Annotated in this window: 16 protein-coding genes; 7 read left to right on the forward strand and 9 right to left on the reverse strand. The window is 69.5% G+C overall.

Annotated elements, in window-relative coordinates:
• The first annotated feature begins 56 nt into the window (after positions 1 to 56).
• From HH212_RS21030 to HH212_RS21050, 5 genes are all read left to right on the forward strand, one after another.
• Complete coding sequence (locus HH212_RS21030; RefSeq protein WP_170204283.1) at positions 57 to 248, forward strand: hypothetical protein; 192 nt, start codon at positions 57 to 59, stop codon at positions 246 to 248.
• A 545-nt stretch (positions 249 to 793) separates the two neighbouring features.
• On the forward strand, positions 794 to 1,228 hold the full coding sequence (locus HH212_RS21035; RefSeq protein ID WP_211172387.1) for a DUF6386 family protein: 435 nt from the start codon (positions 794 to 796) through the stop codon (positions 1,226 to 1,228).
• Positions 1,229 to 1,531: 303 nt separating this feature from the next.
• Positions 1,532 to 2,734 carry a serine hydrolase domain-containing protein gene (locus HH212_RS21040; RefSeq protein WP_170204284.1) on the forward strand — a complete coding sequence of 401 codons (1,203 nt, stop codon included), beginning with the start codon at positions 1,532 to 1,534 and terminating at the stop codon, positions 2,732 to 2,734.
• Positions 2,735 to 2,802: 68 nt separating this feature from the next.
• Positions 2,803 to 4,044, forward strand: coding sequence for an MFS transporter (locus HH212_RS21045; protein WP_170204285.1), 1,242 nt, complete (start codon positions 2,803 to 2,805; stop codon positions 4,042 to 4,044).
• 168 nt (positions 4,045 to 4,212) lie between these two features.
• On the forward strand, positions 4,213 to 8,406 hold the full coding sequence (locus tag HH212_RS21050) for a CheR family methyltransferase (protein WP_170204286.1): 4,194 nt from the start codon (positions 4,213 to 4,215) through the stop codon (positions 8,404 to 8,406).
• 139 nt (positions 8,407 to 8,545) lie between these two features.
• On the opposite strand, the gene merP is transcribed toward HH212_RS21050, so the two are convergent.
• From merP to HH212_RS21070, 4 genes are all read right to left on the reverse strand, one after another.
• The gene (gene merP, locus HH212_RS21055; RefSeq protein ID WP_170204287.1) at positions 8,546 to 8,851 is read right to left on the reverse strand and encodes a mercury resistance system periplasmic binding protein MerP; all 306 of its coding nucleotides are present in this window, start codon (positions 8,849 to 8,851) and stop codon (positions 8,546 to 8,548) included.
• A gap of 61 nt (positions 8,852 to 8,912) precedes the next feature.
• Positions 8,913 to 9,311, reverse strand: a complete 399-nt coding sequence (locus tag HH212_RS21060) for a mercuric transporter MerT family protein (protein WP_170204288.1) — start codon at positions 9,309 to 9,311, stop codon at positions 8,913 to 8,915.
• Between the two features lie 61 nt (positions 9,312 to 9,372).
• Positions 9,373 to 10,500, reverse strand: coding sequence for a transglutaminase-like domain-containing protein (locus HH212_RS21065; protein ID WP_170204289.1), 1,128 nt, complete (start codon positions 10,498 to 10,500; stop codon positions 9,373 to 9,375).
• A gap of 61 nt (positions 10,501 to 10,561) precedes the next feature.
• Positions 10,562 to 11,110 carry a TlpA family protein disulfide reductase gene (locus HH212_RS21070; protein WP_211172388.1) on the reverse strand — a complete coding sequence of 183 codons (549 nt, stop codon included), beginning with the start codon at positions 11,108 to 11,110 and terminating at the stop codon, positions 10,562 to 10,564.
• 235 nt (positions 11,111 to 11,345) lie between these two features.
• Between HH212_RS21070 and HH212_RS21075 the strand changes: the two genes are divergently transcribed.
• Positions 11,346 to 13,418, forward strand: coding sequence for a glycoside hydrolase family 2 TIM barrel-domain containing protein (locus HH212_RS21075; protein WP_229217390.1), 2,073 nt, complete (start codon positions 11,346 to 11,348; stop codon positions 13,416 to 13,418).
• A 283-nt stretch (positions 13,419 to 13,701) separates the two neighbouring features.
• Here the strand turns inward: HH212_RS21075 and HH212_RS21080 are convergent, their stop codons facing one another.
• From HH212_RS21080 to kefF, 4 genes are all read right to left on the reverse strand, one after another.
• Positions 13,702 to 16,119, reverse strand: coding sequence for a PAS domain S-box protein (locus HH212_RS21080; protein ID WP_170204291.1), 2,418 nt, complete (start codon positions 16,117 to 16,119; stop codon positions 13,702 to 13,704).
• A 68-nt stretch (positions 16,120 to 16,187) separates the two neighbouring features.
• Positions 16,188 to 17,102: an alpha/beta fold hydrolase gene (locus HH212_RS21085; protein WP_170204292.1), complete on the reverse strand. Its 915-nt coding sequence runs from the start codon at positions 17,100 to 17,102 to the stop codon at positions 16,188 to 16,190.
• Positions 17,103 to 17,263: 161 nt separating this feature from the next.
• A complete protein-coding gene (gene kefC / locus HH212_RS21090; protein WP_170204293.1) occupies positions 17,264 to 19,081 on the reverse strand; it encodes a glutathione-regulated potassium-efflux system protein KefC in 1,818 nt (605 codons plus the stop codon).
• Positions 19,071 to 19,622: a glutathione-regulated potassium-efflux system oxidoreductase KefF gene (gene kefF / locus HH212_RS21095; protein WP_170204294.1), complete on the reverse strand. Its 552-nt coding sequence runs from the start codon at positions 19,620 to 19,622 to the stop codon at positions 19,071 to 19,073. Before kefF ends, kefC begins: the two co-directional genes overlap by 11 nt.
• A gap of 174 nt (positions 19,623 to 19,796) precedes the next feature.
• Here kefF and HH212_RS21100 point away from each other — a divergent pair, with 174 nt between their 5' ends.
• Positions 19,797 to 20,099, forward strand: a complete 303-nt coding sequence (locus tag HH212_RS21100) for a hypothetical protein (RefSeq protein WP_170204295.1) — start codon at positions 19,797 to 19,799, stop codon at positions 20,097 to 20,099.
• Positions 20,100 to 20,274: 175 nt separating this feature from the next.
• Here HH212_RS21100 and HH212_RS21105 read toward each other — a convergent pair whose 3' ends face one another.
• A complete protein-coding gene (locus tag HH212_RS21105; protein WP_170204296.1) occupies positions 20,275 to 21,840 on the reverse strand; it encodes an FAD-dependent oxidoreductase in 1,566 nt (521 codons plus the stop codon).
• Positions 21,841 to 21,853: the final 13 nt, after the last annotated feature.

Below are 21,853 nucleotides of genomic sequence, written 5' to 3' on the forward strand. Positions count from 1 at the left end.
ACCGGCCGAGATCCGCCAACAGCGGCCACTGGTACTCTCTGAAGGAGTGCTCGACCTTGGAACAATTTGCCCATGTCACTAAGATCAATAACCACTGTATCGTCAGATGGGTGGGTACTGAAATGGCATTCGCTGGAGGAGCAGCAGATGATGGCATGGTTACATGCACCCATCCAGATGTTCCATATCTCCAGTTCATCAGCCTTGATGTTCAGTTGGAAAACGGCTTGGTCTATCGCATGTTGTAACAGTCTGACGACGGAACAGGCTGTTACGGATTGCATCTGATGTATCGAGAACAAATGGACATGCTATCGAGTCTTGAATGCGGCAGTATCTACCGCACTCGAGAGATTATCGAACTTCCGATCGGACAAGCGAATGTTTTAGTTACCGGATGTGATGGGGAGAACGCTGATCTTCGGATTGAGATCGAAATTGGTGGGCATATCGTGTCGTGCTGGGCAGCGGAAGTCCATGAGCTCGACAACGGGAGGTTGGAGGTGATTCGAAAAGATGAGTCGATCCTTATTCAGGTAGATGATATGCGGCCCAGTCAGTGTTTTCAAAAAATTTAATGCGAATTGGGAAATCTGTACCGATCAGACGATCATACTGGCGTAACGTCTGCAAGCGACTATGAATGGCTGCTTGTGGTAGATTCCAGCCGGTCGCAGCTAATGATGGATTTGCATCCGGTAGACTTCTATGCGGATCGCAATGACCCGTTTCGGCCAGTATCGGAAATTTCAACGGTGATGCTTGTCCGCCGTCATGCATTAAAGGAGGTGTATTGAAGGCCAATTTCGTAACTGACACGGCGACGATGTGCGTCTTTGATATCGCTTCCCTCAAGCATCGTCTCGAAGACGATGCTGATTGGTGGTCTATCCCTGACGCTGAACTTGCAGAGGTAAATCGAGGGAACGTCGCCTTCCTTAACCTCGGTAGTGACGGTAAATACTCGTTCACCTTCGCCGAAGAGGTTCAGTGTCCTCAGGTTGAAGTGAACTTGCGTGTGCCGTCAGGGCGTCTCTTTGCAGGTGCGGCCGAAGAAGTCACTGCGGAAGCGTTTGAGCCAGAAGCCGCGCGCGGCGGGATGTTCATCGACATTCAACCAGGCGAATACACGCTTCGTGTTTCACGCGATGGAAATGAAATTTCGCTCTCGCTACACCTCGCTCATGGCTCGAACCGTAACGAGTTCGACAGCCTGATCAGGATTTAATCGTGCGTCGTGCCAAAAATCCCTCAAATTTACCCGTTACTTTGAACCTGACGGCGCCCAATTCTATATGCAGGACACGTCCGCTTGGATGCACTGGGACTCGAACCGGGTGGCGATTTCACGGCTTCCCTACGGGCAACTCCGCGTCGATCCTTTTACACATCGACCGCACCTGCTGATCCGCACTCGTCGAATCGGGACGGTACGTCGCCACATGGCGATGTTTTTATCCATGCACCGCCCCGGTGACACAGTTGACGTGGCATGATGCCGGCCTCCACGACAGAAGAGAGACCTTCGAGCATGCATATCACGGCCGCGTCGTCCAACCGCCGCACGAATCAGAGCAGCACGCCGCCGCGCCGGCCGGCGGCCCTGCTGTCCGCGGCCCTGCTGTGCAGCCTGCTGGCCGGCTGCGCCGCGCCCCAGCGCCCGGCGCGCTCGCTGGCCGACAACGAGATCCAGCGCGTGATGCGGCGCGAGCAGGTGCAGGGCCTGGCGCTGGCCACCATCGAGGACGGCAAGGTCGGCAAGGTGCGCGTGTTCGGCCAGCGCAACGCCGCGCTGGGCCAGCCGCTGACCGACGAGACGGTGCTGTACGGCGCCGCGCTGACCAAGACCGCCTTCGCCTACATGGTGCTGCAGCTGGCCGACGAGGGCAAGCTCGACCTGGACGCGCCGCTGAACCGCCTGCTGCCCAAGCCGCTGCCGTACTACCACGAGCGGCCGTTCGACTACGCCGACCTGGCCGACGACCCGCGCTGGAAGAGCATCACTCCGCGCATGCTGTTGATGCACGGGGCCGGCTTCGCCAACTTCCGCTGGCTGGAAGACGACGAGCGCCTGCGCATCCACTTCGAGCCGGGCAGCCGCTATGCCCATTCCAGCGAAGGCTACCAATTGCTGCAGATGATCCTGGAGCAGGTGCTGGGGCTGGACGTCGACTTCGAGATGCAGCGGCGCGTGTTCGACCGCTTCGGCATGCGCCGCACCGCGATGCGCTGGCGTCCGGGCTTTGCCGACAACGCCGCCGAGGGCTATGCCTTCGACGGCAGCGTGCAGCCGCACGAGCGCCGCTACCGGGTGCGCGCGGCGGCCTCGATGGACACCACCGTCGCCGACCAGGCGCGGTTGTGGGCCGGCATGATGCGCGGCGACGGCCTTAGTCCGGCCGGGCGCGAGGCCATGGTGAAAGCCTGGCTGCCGGTGGCATCGCGGCGCCAGTTCCCGACCTTCGACGCGGCGCGCGCCGACTGGCCGCAGGGGCTGGCCGCCGGCCTCGGCGTGCTCACCTTCCGCCAGGGCGCAAGTACCGCCTGGTACGTGGCCGGCCATGACGAGTGGAGCGCCAACCTGGCGCTGTGCGTGGAGCAGGGGCGGCGCTGCGTGGTCATGCTGTCCAACGACGTGCGCGCCGAGCGCCTGTTCCCGGAACTGGCGCGCCTTGCCCTGGGCGACGTCGCCCTGCCGTGGGCCTGGGAATACCAGTGGGCCGAGCAGCCGTAGAGCGCATCCCATCCGCCTTGCCGCACCGGCGATCCCGTTGAAAGCGTCCGCGCGGCCGCAACGGTAGAATGGCTGTTTCATCCGACGAGGACTATCCGGTGACTCTTGCGCACGACCGCATGCCGACCTGGCTGATGCTGCTGATCGCCGCCGCCTGCGGCCTGATCGTCGCCAACATCTATTATGCGCAGCCGCTGGTCGGCCCGATCCGCGCCGCCATCGGCTTGCCGGCCGAGGCGGCCGGGCTGATCGTCACGCTGACCCAGCTCGGCTACGGCGCCGGCCTGCTGCTGGCGGTGCCGCTGGGCGACCTGGTCGAGAACCGCCGCCTGGTGCTGGGGCTGATGGGCGTGCTCGGGCTGGCGCTGCTGGGCGCGATGTTCGCGCGCCAGGCCGCCGCCTTCCTGGCCTGCAGCCTGGCGATCGGCTTCGGCGCGGTGGCGGTGCAGGTGCTGGTGCCGTACGCCTCGCACATGGCGGCCGAGGAGGAGCGCGGGCGCGTGGTCGGCAACATCGTCAGCGGGCTGATGCTCGGCATCATGCTGGCGCGTCCGGTCGCCAGCTTCCTCGCGCACCTGGTGTCGTGGCAGGCGGTGTACGGGCTGTCGGTGCTGCTGATGGCCCTGCTGGCACTGGTGCTGCGATTGCTGCTGCCGGCGCGCGTGCCGCCGGCCACGCTCGGCTATGCCGCGCTGCTCGGTTCGATGGGCGGGATCGTCGCGCGCTTCCCGGTGCTGCGCCGGCGCGCGCTGTACCAGGCCGGCATGTTCGGCGCCTTCAGCGTGTTCTGGACCGTGACGCCGCTGCTGCTGTCCGGCCCCGCCTTCGGCCTCGACCAGAGCGGCATCGCGCTGTTCGCGCTGGCCGGGGTGGCGGGCGCGGTGGCGGCGCCGATCGCCGGACGCGTGGCCGACCGCGGCTGGACCCGTCCCGCCACCGCCTTCTGCATCGCCGTCGTGATCGCCGCCTTCGGCGCCACGCTGGCTACTGCCCACGACGGCGCCTCGATGCACGCGCGCCTGGCGCTGCTGACGCTGGCGGCGGTGGTGCTGGACTTCGGCGTCTCCGGCAACCTGGTGCTGGGCCAGCGCGCCATCTACGCGCTCGGCGCCGAGGTGCGCAGCCGCGTCAACGGCATCTACATGGCGACCTTCTTCCTGGGCGGCGCGGCCGGCTCGGCGCTGGGCGCCTGGGCCTATGCGCGCGCCGGCTGGGGCGGTGCCTGCGCGGTCGGCATGGCGCTGCCGGCGCTGGCGCTGCTGTTGTTCCTGAGCGAACGGCGCGCAACGGTGGCGGCGCCGGTGGTCTAGACAACCCGGGTGGGAAAACCGGCGCAAACGTTTGCGCGTGCTCGCGGGAACCATCGGCGCGCGCTTCTTCTCCAAACGCGGTATTCATTGCGAGTTTATTTTTCCGTCCCGGCCCAAATAGCGCACGAATCGTCTAGACTGCGGCTTTGTTCATTTGCAAACATTACGATGTCGGACACCACCGCCACGCCCAGCTCGCAACCCGTCGCACCCGGCGTCGTGCCGAGCACACTGCAGTTCCCGGTGGTCGGCATCGGCGCTTCCGCCGGCGGCCTGCCGGCGCTGCTGCACCTGTTCGAGAACATGCCGGCGGCCAACGAGATGGCCTTCGTGGTGATCCTGCACCTGTCGCCCAAGCACCCCAGCTCGGCGGCGGCGATCCTGCAGCGCGCCACCCGCATGCCGGTGGAGCAGGTGACGTCGCCGGTGAAGATCGAGCCGGGTCACGTGTACGTGATCGCGCCGAATTACCGCCTGACGATGGTCGACGGCCTGCTGATCGTGGACGAACTGGAGCGTCCGCGCGGCCAGCACGTGGCGATCGATTTGTTCTTCCGCACGCTGGCGGACGCGCACCGCGCGCGCGCGATCGCCATCGTGCTGTCCGGCACCGGGGCCGACGGCGCGGTCGGCGTCACCCGCATCAAGGAGCAGGGCGGCGTGACGCTGGTGCAGGCGCCCGAGGATGCCGAGCACGACGGCATGCCCAAGGCGGCGATCCGCACCGGCGTGGTCGACTTCGTGCTGCCGGTGGTGGACATGCCGCAGAAGCTGATCGAATTGTGGAACAACGCCAAGTCGATCCGCCTGCCGGCGCCGGCCGACGGCGAGGCGCCGGTGGCGCACGAGTTGGCCGAAGCGCGCATCGAGGAGGACGCCGCCAGTGCCGAGGATGCGCTGCAGGACATCATCACGCGTCTGCTGCAGTACACCGGCCACGATTTCCGCCACTACAAGCGCGCCACCGTGCTGCGCCGCATCGAGCGCCGCCTGCTGGTGCGGCAAGTGCATACGCTGCCCGAGTACCGGGCATTGCTGGAAGCCGATCCGGGCGAGAACAAGGCGCTGCTGGACGACATGCTGATCGGCGTGACCAACTTCTTCCGCGACCGCGAAGCCTTCGAGTCGCTCGAGCGCGACGTGATTCCCGAGCTGTTCAAGGACAAGGTGCCGGCCGACGAAATCCGCGCCTGGGTCGCCGCCTGCGCCACCGGCGAGGAAGCGTATTCGCTGGCGATGCTGATGGCCGACCAGGCCGCGCTGGTGGAACATCCGCCGGCATTCCAGGTGTTCGCCTCCGACATCGACGACCGCGCCATCGATGCCGCGCGTTCGGGCAACTATCCGTCTGCGATCATCACCGACGTGGTGCCGGCGCGCCTGCGCCAGTACTTCAGCAAGGAAGAGGACCGCTACCGCATCCGCAAGCCGCTGCGCGACCGCATCCTGTTCGCCTCGCACAACCTGCTGCGCGACCCGCCATTTTCGCGCCTGGACTTGATCTCCTGCCGCAACCTGCTGATCTACCTGAACCGCGACGTGCAGGCGCGCGTGCTGCAGACCTTCCATTTCGCCCTCAAGCCCGGCGGCTACCTGTTCCTGGGTAGTTCGGAGTCGGCCGAATCGGTGTCCGAGTACTTCGTGGCGGTGGACAAGAAGAACCGCATCTACCGCGCCCGCGGCGGCGGCGGCCGCGCCCTGAGCCACCACAATCCGGGCTCGACCGTGTTCGGCGCGCGCCTGCCCGAGGTGGCGCGCGCCAAGCTGCCGGGCAAGCCGCAGTTCTCGTACGCCGAGTTGCACCTGCGCGCGCTGGCCGAGGCAGCGCCGCCCTCGGTGGTGACCGACCGCGAAGGCAACATCGTGCACATGTCGCAGCAGGCCGGGCAATACTTGCGCATGGTCGGCGGCGAGCCGTCGCGCAGCCTGCTGGCGCTGGTGCTGCCGGAACTGCGCATGGAACTGCGTTCGGCCATGTACCAGGCGCTGCAGCACGAGGGCGGTATCGCGTGCCGCCCGGTGGGCCTGCCGGAAAAGCAGGAGCTCGGCACCATCGCCATGACGGTGCGCATGTTCCGCGAGGAAGAATCGGAGGCCGACTTCCTGCTGGTGGTGTTCGCCCGGGTGGAGCCGGCGCCCGAACGGGTGGCGGCGGCGCGCCAGGACGGCAGCCACGACGTGGTGCTGGCCCAGCTCGAGTCGGAGCTGCAGCGCAAGCGCGAGCAGCTGCAGGAAACCATCGAGAGTTCGGAAGTCTCGACCGAGGAGCTGCGCGCGTCCAATGAAGAATTGCAGGCCATCAACGAAGAGCTGCGCTCGGCCACCGAGGAGCTGGAAACCAGCAAGGAAGAGCTGCAGTCGGTCAACGAGGAGCTGGTTACCGTCAACTACGAGCTGAAGGTCAAGGTCGAGGAAACCGGCAAGGCCAACGACGACCTGAACAACCTGATCGCCTCGACCAACATCGCCACCATCTTCGTCGACAGCGGCCTGCGCATCAAGCGCTTCACGCCGCGCGCGACCGACCTGTTCTCGATCATCGCCTCCGACATCGGCCGCTCGCTGCTCGACCTGACCCACAAGCTCGACTACGACCAGCTGGCAGGCGACGTCAACGCCACCTTCGAGACGCTGCACCTGGTCGAGCGCGAGGTGCGCAGCAACGACGGTCGCTGCTACATCGTGCGCCTGCTGCCCTACCGCACCAACGAGGACCGCATCGAAGGCGCGGTGATGACCTTCTTCGACATCACGCTGCGGCGCCAGGCCGAGGAACAGGCGCGCGCCAGCGAGGCGCGCATGCGCATGGTGGCCGACAGCGCCAACGACTTCGCCATCGTCACGCTCGACGAGGAAGGCCGCGTGACCAGCTGGAACATCGGCGCCGAGCACCTGTTCGGCTACGCCGCCGAGGACATGCTGGGCCAGCCGCTGGACCGCCTGTTCACGCCGGAAGACCTGGCCGCCGGCGCGCCGGAAATCGAGCTGCGGCGCGCGCGCCAGGACGGCCGCGCCCAGGACGAGCGCTGGCATGTGCGCAAGGACGGCAGCCGCTTCTTCTGCAGCGGCGTCACCACGCCGCTGCGCAACGGCGATTTCTTCGGCTACGCCAAGATCGCGCGCGACGAAACCGCGCGCGAGCGCCAGGGCGAGGCGCGCGAACAGGCGCTGAACCGCGAGCAGGCCGAGCGCAGCGGCGCCGAGCAGGCCGCGGCGCAGAAGGACGAGTTCCTGTCGGTGATGGCGCACGAACTGCGCCACCCGCTCAACATGATCCACATTAACGCCGAGCTCCTGTCGCGCATGCCGGAACTGCGCCAGTCGCCCACCTTCATGCGCGCCGCCTCGGTGATCCGCAGCTCGGTGATGAGCCAGGCCAAGATCATCGACGACCTGATGGACATGTCGCGCGTGCGCACCGGCAAGCTGTCGCTGACGCTGGCGCCGGTGGTGCCGGACGTGCTGGTGCGCGGCATCGTCGATGTCGCCCGCAGCGACCCGGCGGCGCGCGACCTGCGCCTCGATGTGAGCGGCGGCGCCGACGGCCTGCCGGTGATGGCGGACGTGGTGCGCATCGAACAGGTGCTGCTGAACCTGCTCAGCAACGCGATGAAGTTCACGCCGGCGCAGGGCAGCATCGAGGTGCGCCTGGCGCGCGAGGACGGTCATGCGCGCATCGACGTGGTCGACGACGGCCAGGGCATCGCGCCCGAGTTCCTGCCGCACGTGTTCGACATGTACGGCCAGAGCGCGGCCAACGGCGCGCGCGGCAAGGGCGGCCTGGGCATCGGGCTGGCGCTGGTGCGCGAGATCGTCGGCCTGCACGGCGGACGGGTGGAGGCCGCCTCGGAGGGCCTGGGCAAGGGCGCGCGCTTCAGCATCTGGCTGCCGCTGGTGGACGGCCACGCCGGGCTGGGGTCCGGAAACCAGGACGATGCCGAAGACGGCCTGGCCGGGCTGCGCATCCTGGTGGTGGACGATGTCGAGGACATCCTGCACGTGTTCAAGGCGCTGCTGGAGATGAGCGGCGCGGCCGTGTTCGACACGCCCAGCGCCGGCGAGGGCCTGGCGATCCTGGCGCGCGAGCGCGTCGACCTGGTGATCTCGGACATCACCATGCCGGAGATGGACGGTTACGAATTCCTGCGGCGGGCGCGCGCCATCGACGGCTACGCGGCGCTGCCGGCGATCGCCATCACCGGCATGAGCAGGGAGAGCGACGTCGCGCAGGCCCACGCGGCCGGGTTTTCGGCGCACATCGGCAAACCGGTGTCGGTGGACAAACTGACCGCGGCGGTGCGCGAGCTGTTGCCGCGGCAGGAAAAGCGGGCTGGCAGTGCTGGGAGCGAAGCGATCGAATAATCCGTCGTCCCCGCGCAGGCGGGGACCCATAGTGAGCATGCGAAATCGTTACGCAAGCACCTCGACACTGTCAATGTCGGCATGGGTCCCCGCCAAGGGGGCCGCCAAGGCCGGGGACGACGTTGCTAGGCCGCGTGTTTCAACGCGCGGTCTTGATCATCGCCGGATACCCCACATCCGCGCTCGCCTTCTTCAGGTCCGCCACGCTGGCCTGCGCATCGTCGTACACGATCACCGCCTCGCGCTTCTCGTAGCTGACGTTCACCTTGCTCACCCCCGGCACCTTGCTGAGGGCGGCCTTGATGGTGATCGGGCAGGTGGCGCAATCCATGGTCGGCACGTTCAGCGCCACGGTCTGGGTCTTGGCGAGGGCGGACTGCGGCGCGGCCAGCAGGCCGGCGGCGGCCACGGCGGCGAACAGGGACAGGAGCTTGGTCGTTTTCATGTCGTGGGATTGGATCGATGGAAATGTTGAGGCCGCGCGCACGCGGCGCACGGGTCGGCGTTCAGTAGAACAGCGGCGCCACCAGCGGAAAGCCCAGCAGCAGCGCGATGAACAGCGCGCAGCCGACGAACACGCGGCGCAGCAGCGGCCGCGTGGTGGCGCAGCTGCCATCTTCCAGCGAGCACACTTGGGCCCGCCGGAACAGCAGCCAGCCGGCCCAGCCCAGCGCGCCCAGCGTCACCGCGATCGCGTACGGCGTGACCGGCTTCATCGACTGCAGCGTGGCCATCCAGGCGCCGGTGATCCCGGCCAGCACCAGCACCAGCGGCAGCACGCAACAGGTGGAGGCCAGCAGCGAGGCCAGTACGGCCAGCGCCACCAGGCGGCCGGCCTTGCGTTCGGTGGCGGCGGGCGGGTCCGCCGGGGGCGCCGGCGCACGGGAAGAGGTATTCGCGTTCATGTCGGCGCCAGCATAGCAGAGCGCCGCCGATCCTGCCGGCGGCGTGCGATGCGGGACAGGCTCAGAGCGCGCGCGCGGTGATCACGTACTTGAATGCGTCCGGGTTCAGCGGGTCGTACGGCTCGCCGCGGTTCTCGGCCTGCGGGTACATCAGGAAGCCGACCTTGCCGATCGCCTTGGAACCCTGCAGCGGCACGTCGTGGGCGAAGTTGTAACCCATCCAGTTGCCTTCCCAGCCGCCGAACAGTGCCCGCTTGACCGGCGCGACCACCGGATGGTCCGGGTCCTTGATCCATTCCGCGGTTTCCTGGCGCATCACCTTGGTGACGTCGGCGGGGTCCATCGCAACCCAGCCGTGGCGCTTCAGGTAGACCTCGGCGCGGCAGTGCTGGGCGCCCTGCAGCGCGGCCGGCTTGCCGCCCAGTTCGCGGTAGCCGAAGGCGCTCGGGGCGATGCGGACGCCGTACACGTCGCGCGCCGGCACGCCCACGGCGCGGCACAGGCCAACGAACAGGCCGTTCAGGTCGGCGCACTTGCCGCTCAGGTTGGACGTCTCCAGCATGGTCTTGATGTCGCCCAGGCCGCAACCCTTCACCTTCGGCTCGCGGAAGGTGTTCAGCAGGATCCAGTCGTAGATGCGCTGTACCTTGTCCTCGTCGGTGCGCGCGCCGGCCACGATCTGGTTGGCGGTCTTGAGCACGATGCCGTCCAGCGGCATCAGGTCGGTGGGCTTCAGCCACAGGCGCAGGTCCTCGGCGGATGCGCCGCCGTTGCGGGTGCTTTTCCAGTTCTCGCCGCGGTCGCGGGTCTGCACGCGCGACACCACTTCCAGCACGGGAGGCGCGCTGCCGTCGAACTCGGCCACCAGGTACTTGGCGCCGTAGCGGCTGTCGGACACGGCGCGCATCGACTTGGCATTGCCGCTCCAGCTGTTGGACAGCGTGCGCTGCCAGTCGGTGTCGACCGCGGGCAGCGGCACCCACACCGTGGACGGGCCCTGGGCGCGCTGCAGGTCGATGCGCGTGACCACCTCGAAACCCTTCCACTCGCCCGGCTGCGGATCGAAACGGCGCTGTTGCTCCTGCTGCTGCGCCTGCTGGGCAAACAGGGCGCGCGGCAGCGCGGCGGCGAGCAGCAGGCCGCCGGTCGCTTTCAGGACGAGGCGGCGTTGGAAGTTGGTTTCACGCATGGGTGGTTCCTTTGTTGTGATTGTTGAATGATGTCGTCGGGCGTGTACGCGCAGGCCGCGCTCATTCGGCCAGCAGCGCCTCGATGGCGCGCTGCAGCCGCTCGTCGCCGGCGGTCAGCTCGCCGGTGCTGCGCCAGCGCGCGCGGCCCTGGCGGTCGACCAGAATCGTGGTCGGCATCACGCCCAGCGTCCAGACCTTGAAGGCCTCGCCCGAGCGGTCGCGCGCCTGCGCGTACGGGATCGGGTGGGCGGCGCCGAAGGCCTGGATGGCGTCCAGCGATTCCTTGTAGTTCACGCCGACCACCGCGACCCGGTCGCGCCAGGCCTCGCGCCCGGCCAGCGCGCCCAGCAGCGGCAGCTCGGCCACGCACGGTCCGCACCAGCTGGCCCAGAAGTTCACCACCACGACCTTGCCGCGCAGGCGCGCCAGGTCCCAGTCGCCGCCGTCCAGGCCGGCCAGCTTGAGCGGCGGGGTCGGCTGCTTCGCCGGCCAGGCCTGCAGCGACGCCACCGGCGCCGCAGCCGCGCTCGGCGCCAGGACGGGCAGCGTGGCGCCCGCCAGCAGGCACAGGACGGATGCGGCGCGGCGGTGCGGCAGTATGATGGACATGTGACGGCGGCGGGAGACGAAAACAAGCGCCATGATACCAGAGGGCGTGCAGGGATGCCCGGCGCCGGCCGGCCCCTGCGCCTGCCGGACCGGCGCGCCTTTTTCGCCACGCCGCGCGTGCGGCGCTTGCGTGCGCGGGTCCCGCATGCGTAGAGTGGTTGTATCGCGTACGTAAGCACGGCGCATTCCATCACAACCATCGCGCGGCGCCCGCCGCCATGCCGAGGAGGCAAACGTGGAATATCCCCGCCCCCAATTGCGCCGCGCCGCCTGGCGCAGCCTGGACGGCCCGTGGCAGGCCATGCTCGACGATCAGGCCGTGCACGTCGACCCGGCCGAGGTCGCGTTCGACCGCAGCATCGTGGTGCCGTTCCCGCCCGAGGCGCGCGCCAGCGGCGTGCACGACATGGCGTTCCGGCGCCGCATCTGGTACCGCCGCCGCCTGCGCCTCGACCCCGGCATGATGCCCGGTCCCGAGGAACGCCTGATGCTGCACTTCGGCGCGGTCAACCACCGCGCCCGCGTGTGGGTCAACGGCCGCTTCGCGGTCGAGCACCGCGGCGGCCACAGCCCGTTCGCCATCGACGTCACGCGCCACCTGGACGGGCCGGAACTGGAGGTCGCGGTGCAGGCCGACGACGATCCGCTCGACATGCACAAGGCGCGCGGCAAGATGGATTGGGAGGCCGAGCCGCACAAGATCTGGTACCCGCGCACCAGCGGCATCTGGCGCACCGTGTGGATCGAGAAGGTGGCGCGCACCCACGTGACGCAGTTGCGCTGGACCGCCGACGTGGCCGTCTGGCAGGTCCGCCTGGACGCCGACGTCGCCCACGTGCCGGAAGGCGGCATGGCCAACGTCACCCTGCGCCTGGGCGAGCGCCTGCTGGTGGCCGACCGCTGCCTGCTGACCGGGCCGCGCCTGTCGCGCATCTTCCAGCTGCCCGACCCCGGCATCGACGATGCCCGCGCCCTGTGGATGTGGAGCCCGGAAAGCCCACAGCTGATCGAGGCCGAGGTCGAACTGCGCGATGCCGCCGGTAACCTGCTGGACGCGGTGCAGAGCTACACCGCGCTGCGCACCGTCGGCGTCGAGGGCGAGCGCTTCGTGCTCAACAGCCGTCCCTACTACCTGCGCATGGTGCTCGACCAGGGCTACTGGCCGGACAGCCTGATGGTGGCCTCCAGCGAGCAGCTGCGCCACGACGTCCTGCTGATCAAGCGGCTCGGCTTCAACGGCGTGCGCAAGCACCAGAAGTCGGAAGACCCGCGCTGGCTGTACTGGTGCGACGTGCTCGGCCTGTGCGTGTGGGGCGAGATGCCGTCCGCCTACGGCTTTTCCAACGCCACCGTGCACGGCGTGATGGAGGAATGGAAGGAACTGGTCGAGCGCGACGTCTCGCACCCGTGCATCGTGGCCTGGGTGCCGACCAACGAGTCCTGGGGCGTGCCGGAACTGATGAACGACCCGCGCCAGGTGGATTTCGTGCGCGCCCTGTACCACATGACGCGCGCGCTGGACGGCACCCGCCCGGTGGTCGGCAACGACGGCTGGGAGATGCCCTGCGGCGACTTCGTCAGCGTGCACGACTACGCCCAGGACCCGGCCGTGCTGGCCGAGCGCTACGGCACCCGCGAACGCGTCGCCTACACCCTCGAGCACGTGCAGCCGGACCGCCGCCGGCTGGTGATCGACGGCTTCAGCGGCCAGGGCCGGCCGCTGTTCCTGTCCGAGTTCGGCGGCATCGCCTGCATGACGCCCGTCGCCGCCGGCCAGGAGGCGGACCGGCGCGGCTGGGGCTATTCGGTGGCGCGCGACGGCCGCGAACTGCTGGCGCGCTACCAGGAACTGATGGCGGCGGTGCATGCCTGCCGGCCGCTGTCCGGCTTCTGCTACACCCAGCTGGCCGACACCTTCCTGGAAAAGAACGGCCTGCTGACCGAGCACCGGGTGCCGAAGGCGCCGATCGACGCGCTGGCGGCCGCCACGCGCGGGCCGGATGCGCGCCTGCACGACTGGCACCTCGACCCGCTCGGGCACGACGAACGCTGGCGCACGCGGCGCGGGCCGGATTTCCCCGACGCGTGGAGTCGGGTCGGCGAGACCGCCGAGGTGCTGCCGTACCGCAGCGAGCGCCCGACGGCGACCGAGCCTGGGCCGGACCAGGGCGCCGGGGCGACCGGCGCCCCGGAAGATGACGATCCCGGCGCCGGTGGCCCGGGCGGCCATCCCGCCCGCGCGACCCGGACGGGCCCGGCCGGCTTCGAGCGGCGCGCGCGGCCGCGCACGCGCAAGCATGTGGCGTGACATGATTTTAGGTGGGGCAAACCGCTACCCGGAATGAATCGCCGACCGGGAGACCGTCGTTCCAGGCACTGCCTGAAACGACGCCCCGCGAAGGCGCACTACTGTCCAAGATAGTATTGCTGGCCTAAAAACCGTCGTCCCCGCGAAGGCGGGGACCCATGCTGAGTGCCAAAAGTCGGCATTTTTGAAATGTTCTGGTTGCTTCTGGGTACCAAATTCTCTTGCTCAGTATGGGTCCCCGCCTGCGCGGGGACGACGCGTTGTCGGCAGAGAATAAAGGCGCTCAGTCACCGCCGTCGATCACCCGCAACAACGCCGCCAGGTCCACCGGCTTGACGAAATGGTGGTCGAACCCGGCGCTGCGCGACAGCGCGCGGTCGTGGGCCTGGCCGTAGCCGCTCAGCGCCAGGTACAGCGGCGGCGGTCCGTCCGGCGCGGCGGTGGCGCGCAGGCGCCGCGCCAGTTCGTAGCCGTCGATGTCGGGCAGGCCGATGTCGAGGATGAACACCTCGGGCGGCGGCGCCATGGCCGCCGCCAGCGCCAGCGCTTCGCGCGATCCGGCGGCGGTCGCCGGCGCGTGGCCGAGCGCGGCCAGGATGCCGGCCAGCGACGCCGCGGCATCCAGGTTGTCGTCGACGACCAGGATGCGCCGTCCCCGGCCCTGGAGCGCGGCGAGCGCCGGCGCGGCAGCTTCCTCAGCGACCGGCGCGGCCGCCGCGGACGCATGCGGCGGCGCCGGCGCGTCCCCGGCCAGCGGCAGGGCGACGCTGAAGGTGCTGCCGCGTCCGCTGCCCGCGCTGTGCGCCTCGACCCGGCCGCCGTGCAGCTGCACCAGGCTGCGCACCAGCGCCAGGCCCAGCCCCAGGCCGCCCTGGGCGCGGTCGGGCGTGCGCTCGGCCTGGGTGAACAGGTCGAATACGTGCGGCAGCATGCCGGCGCCGATGCCGATGCCGTCGTCGCGCACGTCGATGCGCACCTGGCCGTCCGCCACCGACGTGCTGAGGTCGATGCTTCCGCCCGGCGGCGAGTATTTCGCCGCATTGTTCAGCAGGTTGGACAGCACCTGCACCAGGCGCGTGCGGTCGCCGTCGACCAGGGCGCCGCCGTCGCCGAGGTGCAGGCGCAGCGCGTGGCGGCGCGCCTCGATCAGCGGGCGCGCCTGCTCGACCGCGGCGGCCACCACGCCGTCCAGGCCGATCCGCTCGCGCGCCAGTTCGACCAGCCCGCGCGTGACGCGCGAGACGTCCAGCAGGTCGTCGACCAGCTCGGTCATGTGCGCCACCTGGCGGGTGATCACCTCGCTCGCGTGGCGCACCCGACGCGCGTCGGCGCCGGCCAGCGCCAGCAGCTGGGCGGCGCTGCTGATCGGCGCCAGCGGGTTGCGCAGCTCGTGCGCCAGCATCGCCAGGAACTCGTCCTTGCGCCGGGCTTCGTCGCGCAATGCTTCCTCGCCGGTTTTCTGGTCGTGGATATCGGTCAGGGTGCCCATCCAGCGCCGCGCGCGCCCATCGGCGCCATTCACCGGCAGGCCGCGGTTCAGCACCCAGCGGTAGGCGCCGCTGCAGTGCAGCAGCCGGTGCTCGAGTTCGTACATGCCGGCGCCGCCCAGCGCCGCCCGCCAGGCGCGCAGCACGCCCGGCAAGTCGTCCGGGTGGATGGCGCGCTGCCAGCCGTCGCCCAGCAGCTCGGCGGCCGGGATGCCGGTGAATTCCTGCCAGCGTCCGTTGACGTAGTCGTTGACGCCGTCCGCATCGGTCGACCACACCATCTGCGGAATCATCTCGGCGATCAGGCGGAAGCGCGCTTCGCTGTCGAGCACGGCGCGCTCGGCCGCCTTGCGCGCGCCGATGTCGGCCACGATGCCGGCGAAGCGGCGCCGTCCGAGCGGATCGGTGAACACCTTGCCGCGCGCATTGACCCAGACCGCGCCGCCGTCGTCCTGCGGGATGCGGTAGTCGATGTCGTAGGGCGCGCCGGCGGCGGTGGTGGCCTGCACGGCGTCGAGCACGCGCTGGCGGTCCTCGGGCGCGATCGCCTGCACCATCCGCGCCAGCGCCGCGCTGGAACGTTCGAGGTCGCCGTCCACCTTGAACAGGCGCTTCAGGCGCTCGTCGAGGCGGCCCTCGAAGGTATCCAGGTCGTACGACCAGGTGCCGACCGTGCCGGACGCCTCCAGCGCCAGCGCCAGGTGCTGCTCGGCGTCCTGGTGGCGCGCCAGTGCCTGCACCCTGGCGGTCACCTCGATCACGGTGCAGACCACGCCGCGCACCGCGCCCGCGTCGTCGCGCAGCGGACTGAAAGAAAAAGTGAACCAGGCGCGCTCGGGATGGCCGTGGCGCTCGATCGTCGCCGGCACCTCCTCGCGGAAGATCGATGCGCCGTCCAGCACCCGGCGCGCCTGCGGGGCGACCTCGTCCCAGGTCTCGCGCCACACCTCGCGCAGCGGACGGCCGAGGGCGGCATCGGCGCGTGCGCCGAGTTCGGCGCGGTAGGCTTCGTTGAAGAAGGTGAACAGGTCTTCGCCCCAGCCGACCACCGTAGGAAAGGCCGAATCGAGCACCATGCCGAGCGCATGGCGCAGCGCCGGCGGCCAGCCCGCAGGGTCGCCCAGCGGGTGGGCGCGCCAGTCGTGCGTCCGGATGCGTTCGGCCATCGGGCCGCGCTGCGCCAGAAATGTTGCGTCGTCCTGCGTGCCGTCCACCGTGGTTCCGCTCAGAAATCGAAAGCGCCATTGTACGCGCAGGCGGTCTCCGGGCCCGCCCGGGCCGGCTAGCGTGCGCCGAGGAAGGTCTTCAGTTCGTCCTGGAAGCGCGCCGGCTGGTCCCACATGATGAAATGGGCGCTGTCCGGGATGCGTTTCAGGGTGGCGCCCTTGGCCGGGGCGTAGGCCGCCTTGTAGAAGCCGTCGATTTGCGCGTCCGTCAGCGGCGCGCCCTTGGGCAGCACATACAGCACGGTCAGGGGAACCGCGATCTTCGGCAGTTCCGGCCCGAGGTCGGTGGTCAGCAGTTCGCGGTAGGCGTTGGCGGAGACGTCCGTGTCGCTGGCCAGCGAATCCTCGACCGCGCCGGGCCGCATGGCGGCACTGTTCACCATGCCGTCGATGGTGTCCACGGCGCGCTTGCCGCGCTGTTCCGGCGAGGCGGAGCGCATGCCGGCGCTGATGCGCTCGGCCATCGGCTGCATCCCCGCCGCGGTCGCGCCGGGGCCGCCGAACATGGCGCCCATGAACGGGAACATGTCGACCACCATCAGGCGCGACAGCGCGTCCGGATGGCGCGCCGCCAGCATCATGCCGATGGTGCCGCCCATCGAATGGCCGACCACGGCCGGGCGGCGCAGGCCGCTCGCCGCGATGTAGCGCGCGATGTCCTCGGCCACCGGCGCCGCCACCAGGCCTTCCTTGTTGGCGCCGGCCGGCTGGCCGGCGAAACCGGCCACCTGCACCAGGTGGTAGCGGTAGCCGGGCACCGCGGCGATCGTCGAGGCCCAGGTGCGCGGCGAGGAATTCAGTCCCGGGATCAGGATCACGTCGGGACCGCTGCCTTCCACGCGCACGCTGATGCGCTCCGAGGAAAACGGCGGCGCCGGCGTGGCGGCAAGGGCGTGCGCCGTGGACAGCGCAAGGGCCAGGGCGGCGCCGTGGGCGAGGAAGGAACGGCGCGTCGGCAGTGCGAAAGACATCGGATCTCCTGTTGGACGGTTCGGGCGCGCAGCGCGTCGGCCACCGGGCCGCGGCGTCGCGCGCGCCGCGAGGCGGCCATCCGATGATAACAGCGTTCCATTTCAAAATTGCAACATATGCATGCAATTTTCATCGGCGGTGCAAGCGCTGGGCCGATACGTCAGTCCCAGTCGTGCGCCGGCTCCTCGTCCACCGCGCGGCGGTCGCGCGCGATCATGGTTTCCAGTTCCTCGCGCGCGCGCTTGGCCATCGAGGTGTAGACGGCGCGGTCCTTGTAGTACGGATAGACGGCGTGCACGTTGGCGGTGTTGTAGCGGCGGAACCGGGCGGCCGCCTGGCGCGTGCGGTAGGCGCTTTGGCCGAGGCCGTCGACCAGGACGCTGCGCCCCAGCTGCAGCGCCGACTCGAAGGTCTCGCGCTCGATGACGCCGACGCCGCGGTCCATCAGTTGATAATAATGGGTGATGTTGCGGGCGCGCGCGAAGATCGGCAGCGCCGGGTAGTCGCGCCGGATGGCGTCGACCAGCGCCAGGCTGTCCTCGATGTCGTCGATCGCCACCACCAGCGCGCGCGCATGGCCGGCGCCGGCGGCGCGCAGCAGGTCGGCGCGGGTGGCGTCGCCGTAGAACACCTTGAAGCCGAAGTTGCGCAGCACCTCGACCTGGTCGGGGTCGTGGTCGAGCACGGTCAGCGGTACGTCGCTGGTGTGCAGGAAGCGGCCGACGATCTGGCCGAAGCGCCCGAAGCCGGCGATGATCACGTGGTCCCGGTTCGGCTCGATGGCATCGGCCGGGCGCCTGGCGCCGGCGCCGCCGTGGCGCTGGCGCCAGGCGCCCACGCGGTCGTGCGCCATCAGCGCCAGCGGCGTCACCACCATCGACAGCGCCACCACCACCACCAGGATCGAGGCCGTGTCGGGCGAGAACACGCGCGCCGTGGCGGCCGCGCCGAACACCACGAAGGCGAATTCGCCGCCCTGCGCCAGCAGCAGCGCGAACTGCAGGTGCTGGCCGCGGGCGATGCCGAGCGCGCGGCTGAGCAGCGTCAGCAGCGCCGCCTTGATGGCGAAGAAGCCGGCGACCAGGCCCAGCACCAGAGCCGGCCGGGCCAGGAACACGGCGAAGTCGACCGACATGCCGACCGCGATGAAGAACAGCCCCAGCAGCAAGCCCTTGAACGGCTCCAGGTCGGTCTCCAGCGCGTGGCGGTATTCGGAATCGGCCAGCAGCACGCCGGCCATGAAGGCGCCCAGCGCCATCGACACGCCCACCCACTGCATCAGCAGCGAAATGGCGATCACCAGCAGCAGGGCGAAGGCGGTGAAGATCTCGCGCGTGTCGGTCTTGGCGATGAAGCGCAGCAGCGGACGGATCAGGAAGCGGCCGGCCACCACCAGCCCGGCCAGTACCGCCGCCACCTTGATCGCCGCCAGCCAGGCGTTGCCGCCGCCGCCGGCGCTTTCCGGCACGCCCAGCAGCGGCACGATGGCGATCATCGGGATCGCGGCGATATCCTGGAACAGCAGGATCGAAAAGCCGGCCTGGCCGGCCGGGGTCGGCATCAGGTTGCGCTCTTCCAGCGACGCCAGGGCGATGGCGGTGGACGACAGCGACAGCCCGAGGCCGCCGATCAGCGCCACCTTCCAGTCGATGCCGGCCAGCAGCGCGGCGCCGCACAGGCCGGCCGCGACCAGCGCGACCTGGGCGCCGCCCCAGCCGAAGATCGGCCGGCGCAGCGACCACAGCCGGCTCGGCTCCAGTTCCAGGCCGATCAGGAACAGCAGCAGCACCACGCCGAACTCGGCGAAGTGCAGCGCGTCCTCCACCTCGGCGATCAGGCGGAAGCCGAACGGGCCGATCAGGATGCCGGCCAGCAGGTAGCCGAGCACCGCGCCCAGGCCGAGGCGCTTGGCCAGCGGCACCACGATCACCGCCGCGGCCAGGTAGATGCAGGCGTTCAGCAGCAGGTTATGTTCCATGGACATCCTCCGTCAGCGCGCGCAGGCGCAGGGTGAAGGCGGCGGCCTGCGCGTCGAGCGCGGCCGCGCCGGCCTGGGCGCTGCCGTACAGGACCAGCGGGTCGATCCAGTCCATGCCGCACAGCGCCGCGGCCTGCTCGAACGGCGCCAGGAAGTCCGCGACCGGACGGCCGTGCATCCCGCCGGGCGTCCACGCCTCCGGCGCGCTGCCGGTGCCGGTCACCAGCCACCACCCCTTGCCGCGCAGCGCGTCGCCGCCGGCGCCGTAGGCCCAGCCCTGGCGCAGCGTGGCTTCCATCCACTCCTTCATCAGCGCCGGCATGCCGTACCAGCGCAGCGGATGCAGGAACACGACCACGCGCGCCGCCGCCAGCAGGGCGCGCTCGCGGTCGCCGTCGACGTCGAAGTCGGGATAGGTTTCGTACAGGTCGTGCAGAGTCACGCCGGGCAGGGCGCGCGCGGCGTCGGCCAGGCGCCGCATCAGCGGCGAACGCTGCGGCGCCGGATGGGCGTACAGGACCAGGATGGAATCGGGCGTCATGCAGTGGGCGGCCGGCGCGGCCGCGCGGGATGGTTGTCGAGCAGGCATTCTAGCCTACGGCGCCAGGCGGGCCCACGCCCGACATGTCCTACAACACGGTCAGGCGTATGCCGATTCCCGGCCAGCGCCGGATGGCTATCATGGACAGCAATTCAACAAGCAATGGAGCACATCATGGCAGACGACAACAAAAGCGGCCTGGGCCGCACCTACGACCAGGTGACCAAGGACGGCACCAGCAGCGCCGCCACCATGGGTACCGGCGGCACCGGCAATGTCGGCAGCATGTCGGGCGAACGCGCCGCGCAGCAGGCCGAGAACGGCAATGCGCAGTCGGCGCGGACCGACGACCTGCTGAGCGACGGCTCGGAAAAGGAGCGCAACGGTTTCGTCGGCCAGGGACCGGGCGAACTGGAAACCGGCATGGACGGCATCGGCGGCGCTGCCGCCGTCAACCCGGGCAACCGGCAGGGTTGAGATGGCAGCCGGCCGTGCCGGCAATCCGATCCGAGACATAAGGTAAAACGCCTTCCCGTTGCATGGGAAGGCGTTTTTGCGTGGGCTTCACGCGCGTTCCGCCTTGCGCCTCGCGTGCTTGTCGCGCAAGCGGCCCGGCCGCGCCATGGCGGCCGTTCGCGAGCCGGGTGCCGCTTCAGATGTGCAGCGCGTGCCCCAGCGCCCGCAGCGCCGCTTCCTGCACCGCCTCGCCCAGCGTCGGGTGCGCGTGAATCGTGCCGGCCACGTCTTCCAGTTGCGCGCCCATCTCGATCGACTGGACGAAGGCCGTGCTCAGTTCCGCCACCCCGGCGCCGACCGCCTGCCAGCCGACGATCAGGTGGTTGTCGCGGCGCGCCACCACACGCACGAAGCCATCGGTGTTCTCGATGGTCATGGCGCGGCCGTTGGCCGAGAACGGGAAGCTGGCGCTGATCACGTCCAGCCCCAGGCGCGCCGCGTCCTGCGGACTGGCGCCGACCACGACCACTTCCGGATCGGTGAAGCAGACCGCGGGTATCGCCGCCGGCGTGAAGTGACGGCGCTTGCCGGCGATGATCTCGGCCACCATCTCGCCCTGCGCCATGGCGCGGTGCGCCAGCATCGGCTCGCCGGTCAGGTCGCCGATCGCCCACACGTTGCGCATCGAGGTGCGGCACTGGTTGTCGACCCGCACGGCGCGGCCGTGCATGTCGAGCATCAGGCTTTCCAGGCCGAAGCCGGCGGTACGCGGACGGCGCCCGACCGCCACCAGCACGCGGTCCGCCGCCAGCACGGTTTCCTCGCCGCCGGCATTGCGCATGCGCACGCCGGACCCGTCCGGCGCCATGCCCAGCACGCTCGATTCGAGGTGCAGCTCGATACCCAGGCGCTTCAGGCTGGCTGCCACCGGTTTGGCCAGTTCGTCGTCGTAGGCCGGCAGCACGCGGCCGGCGGCTTCCACCACGCTGACGCGCGCGCCCAGCTTGCGGTAGGCGGTGCCCAGCTCCAGGCCGATGTAGCCGGCGCCGACCACCACCAGGTGCTGCGGCACACTCTGCGGCGACAGCGCCTCGGTGGCAGAGACCACCGGGCCGCCGAACGGCAGGAACGGCAGTTCCACCGCCTGCGAACCGGTCGCCAGCAGCAGGTGCTCGCAGCGGATGCGCAGCGGCGCGTCGGCCTGGTTGCCCGTGCCGCCCGCGCTGGTCGCGTTGGCTTCAGCCGATGGCGATGAAGATGCAGCGGCTGCGGGTGCAGAACCCGCCGCGTCCGCCGCTGCCATCGCCGCGATCGCACTTGCCTCGTCGGCCGGTTGCGCCGCGGGTGCCGTGCGCACCTCGACCGTCTTGCCGTCGAGGATGGTGGCCCAGCCCTTGACGACCTTGACCTTGTTTTTCTTGAGCAAGGCGCCGACGCCGCCGGTCAGGCGCTTGACGATGCCGTCCTTCCAGTGCACCGTCTGCGCCAGGTCGATGGTCGGCGCGGCGCTGCGGATGCCGAGCGGGTGTCCCCGGTCTCCGGCGGCCGCGTACTGGGCGACCTTGTGGAATTCCTCGGCCGCGTGGATCAGCGCCTTGGACGGGATGCAGCCGATGTTCAGGCAGGTGCCGCCCAGTTCGGCGCCCTCGACCAGGATGGTCGGAATGCCGAGCTGGCCGGCGCGGATCGCGGCCACGTAGCCGCCGGGGCCGCCGCCGATGATCAGCAATGTGGTGTTTTCGGTGTTCGCTTGCATGGTCATGGTTTGTCGTCGC

The sequence above is a fragment of the Massilia forsythiae genome (assembly GCF_012849555.1).
GTDB lineage: Bacteria > Pseudomonadota > Gammaproteobacteria > Burkholderiales > Burkholderiaceae_D > Telluria > Telluria forsythiae.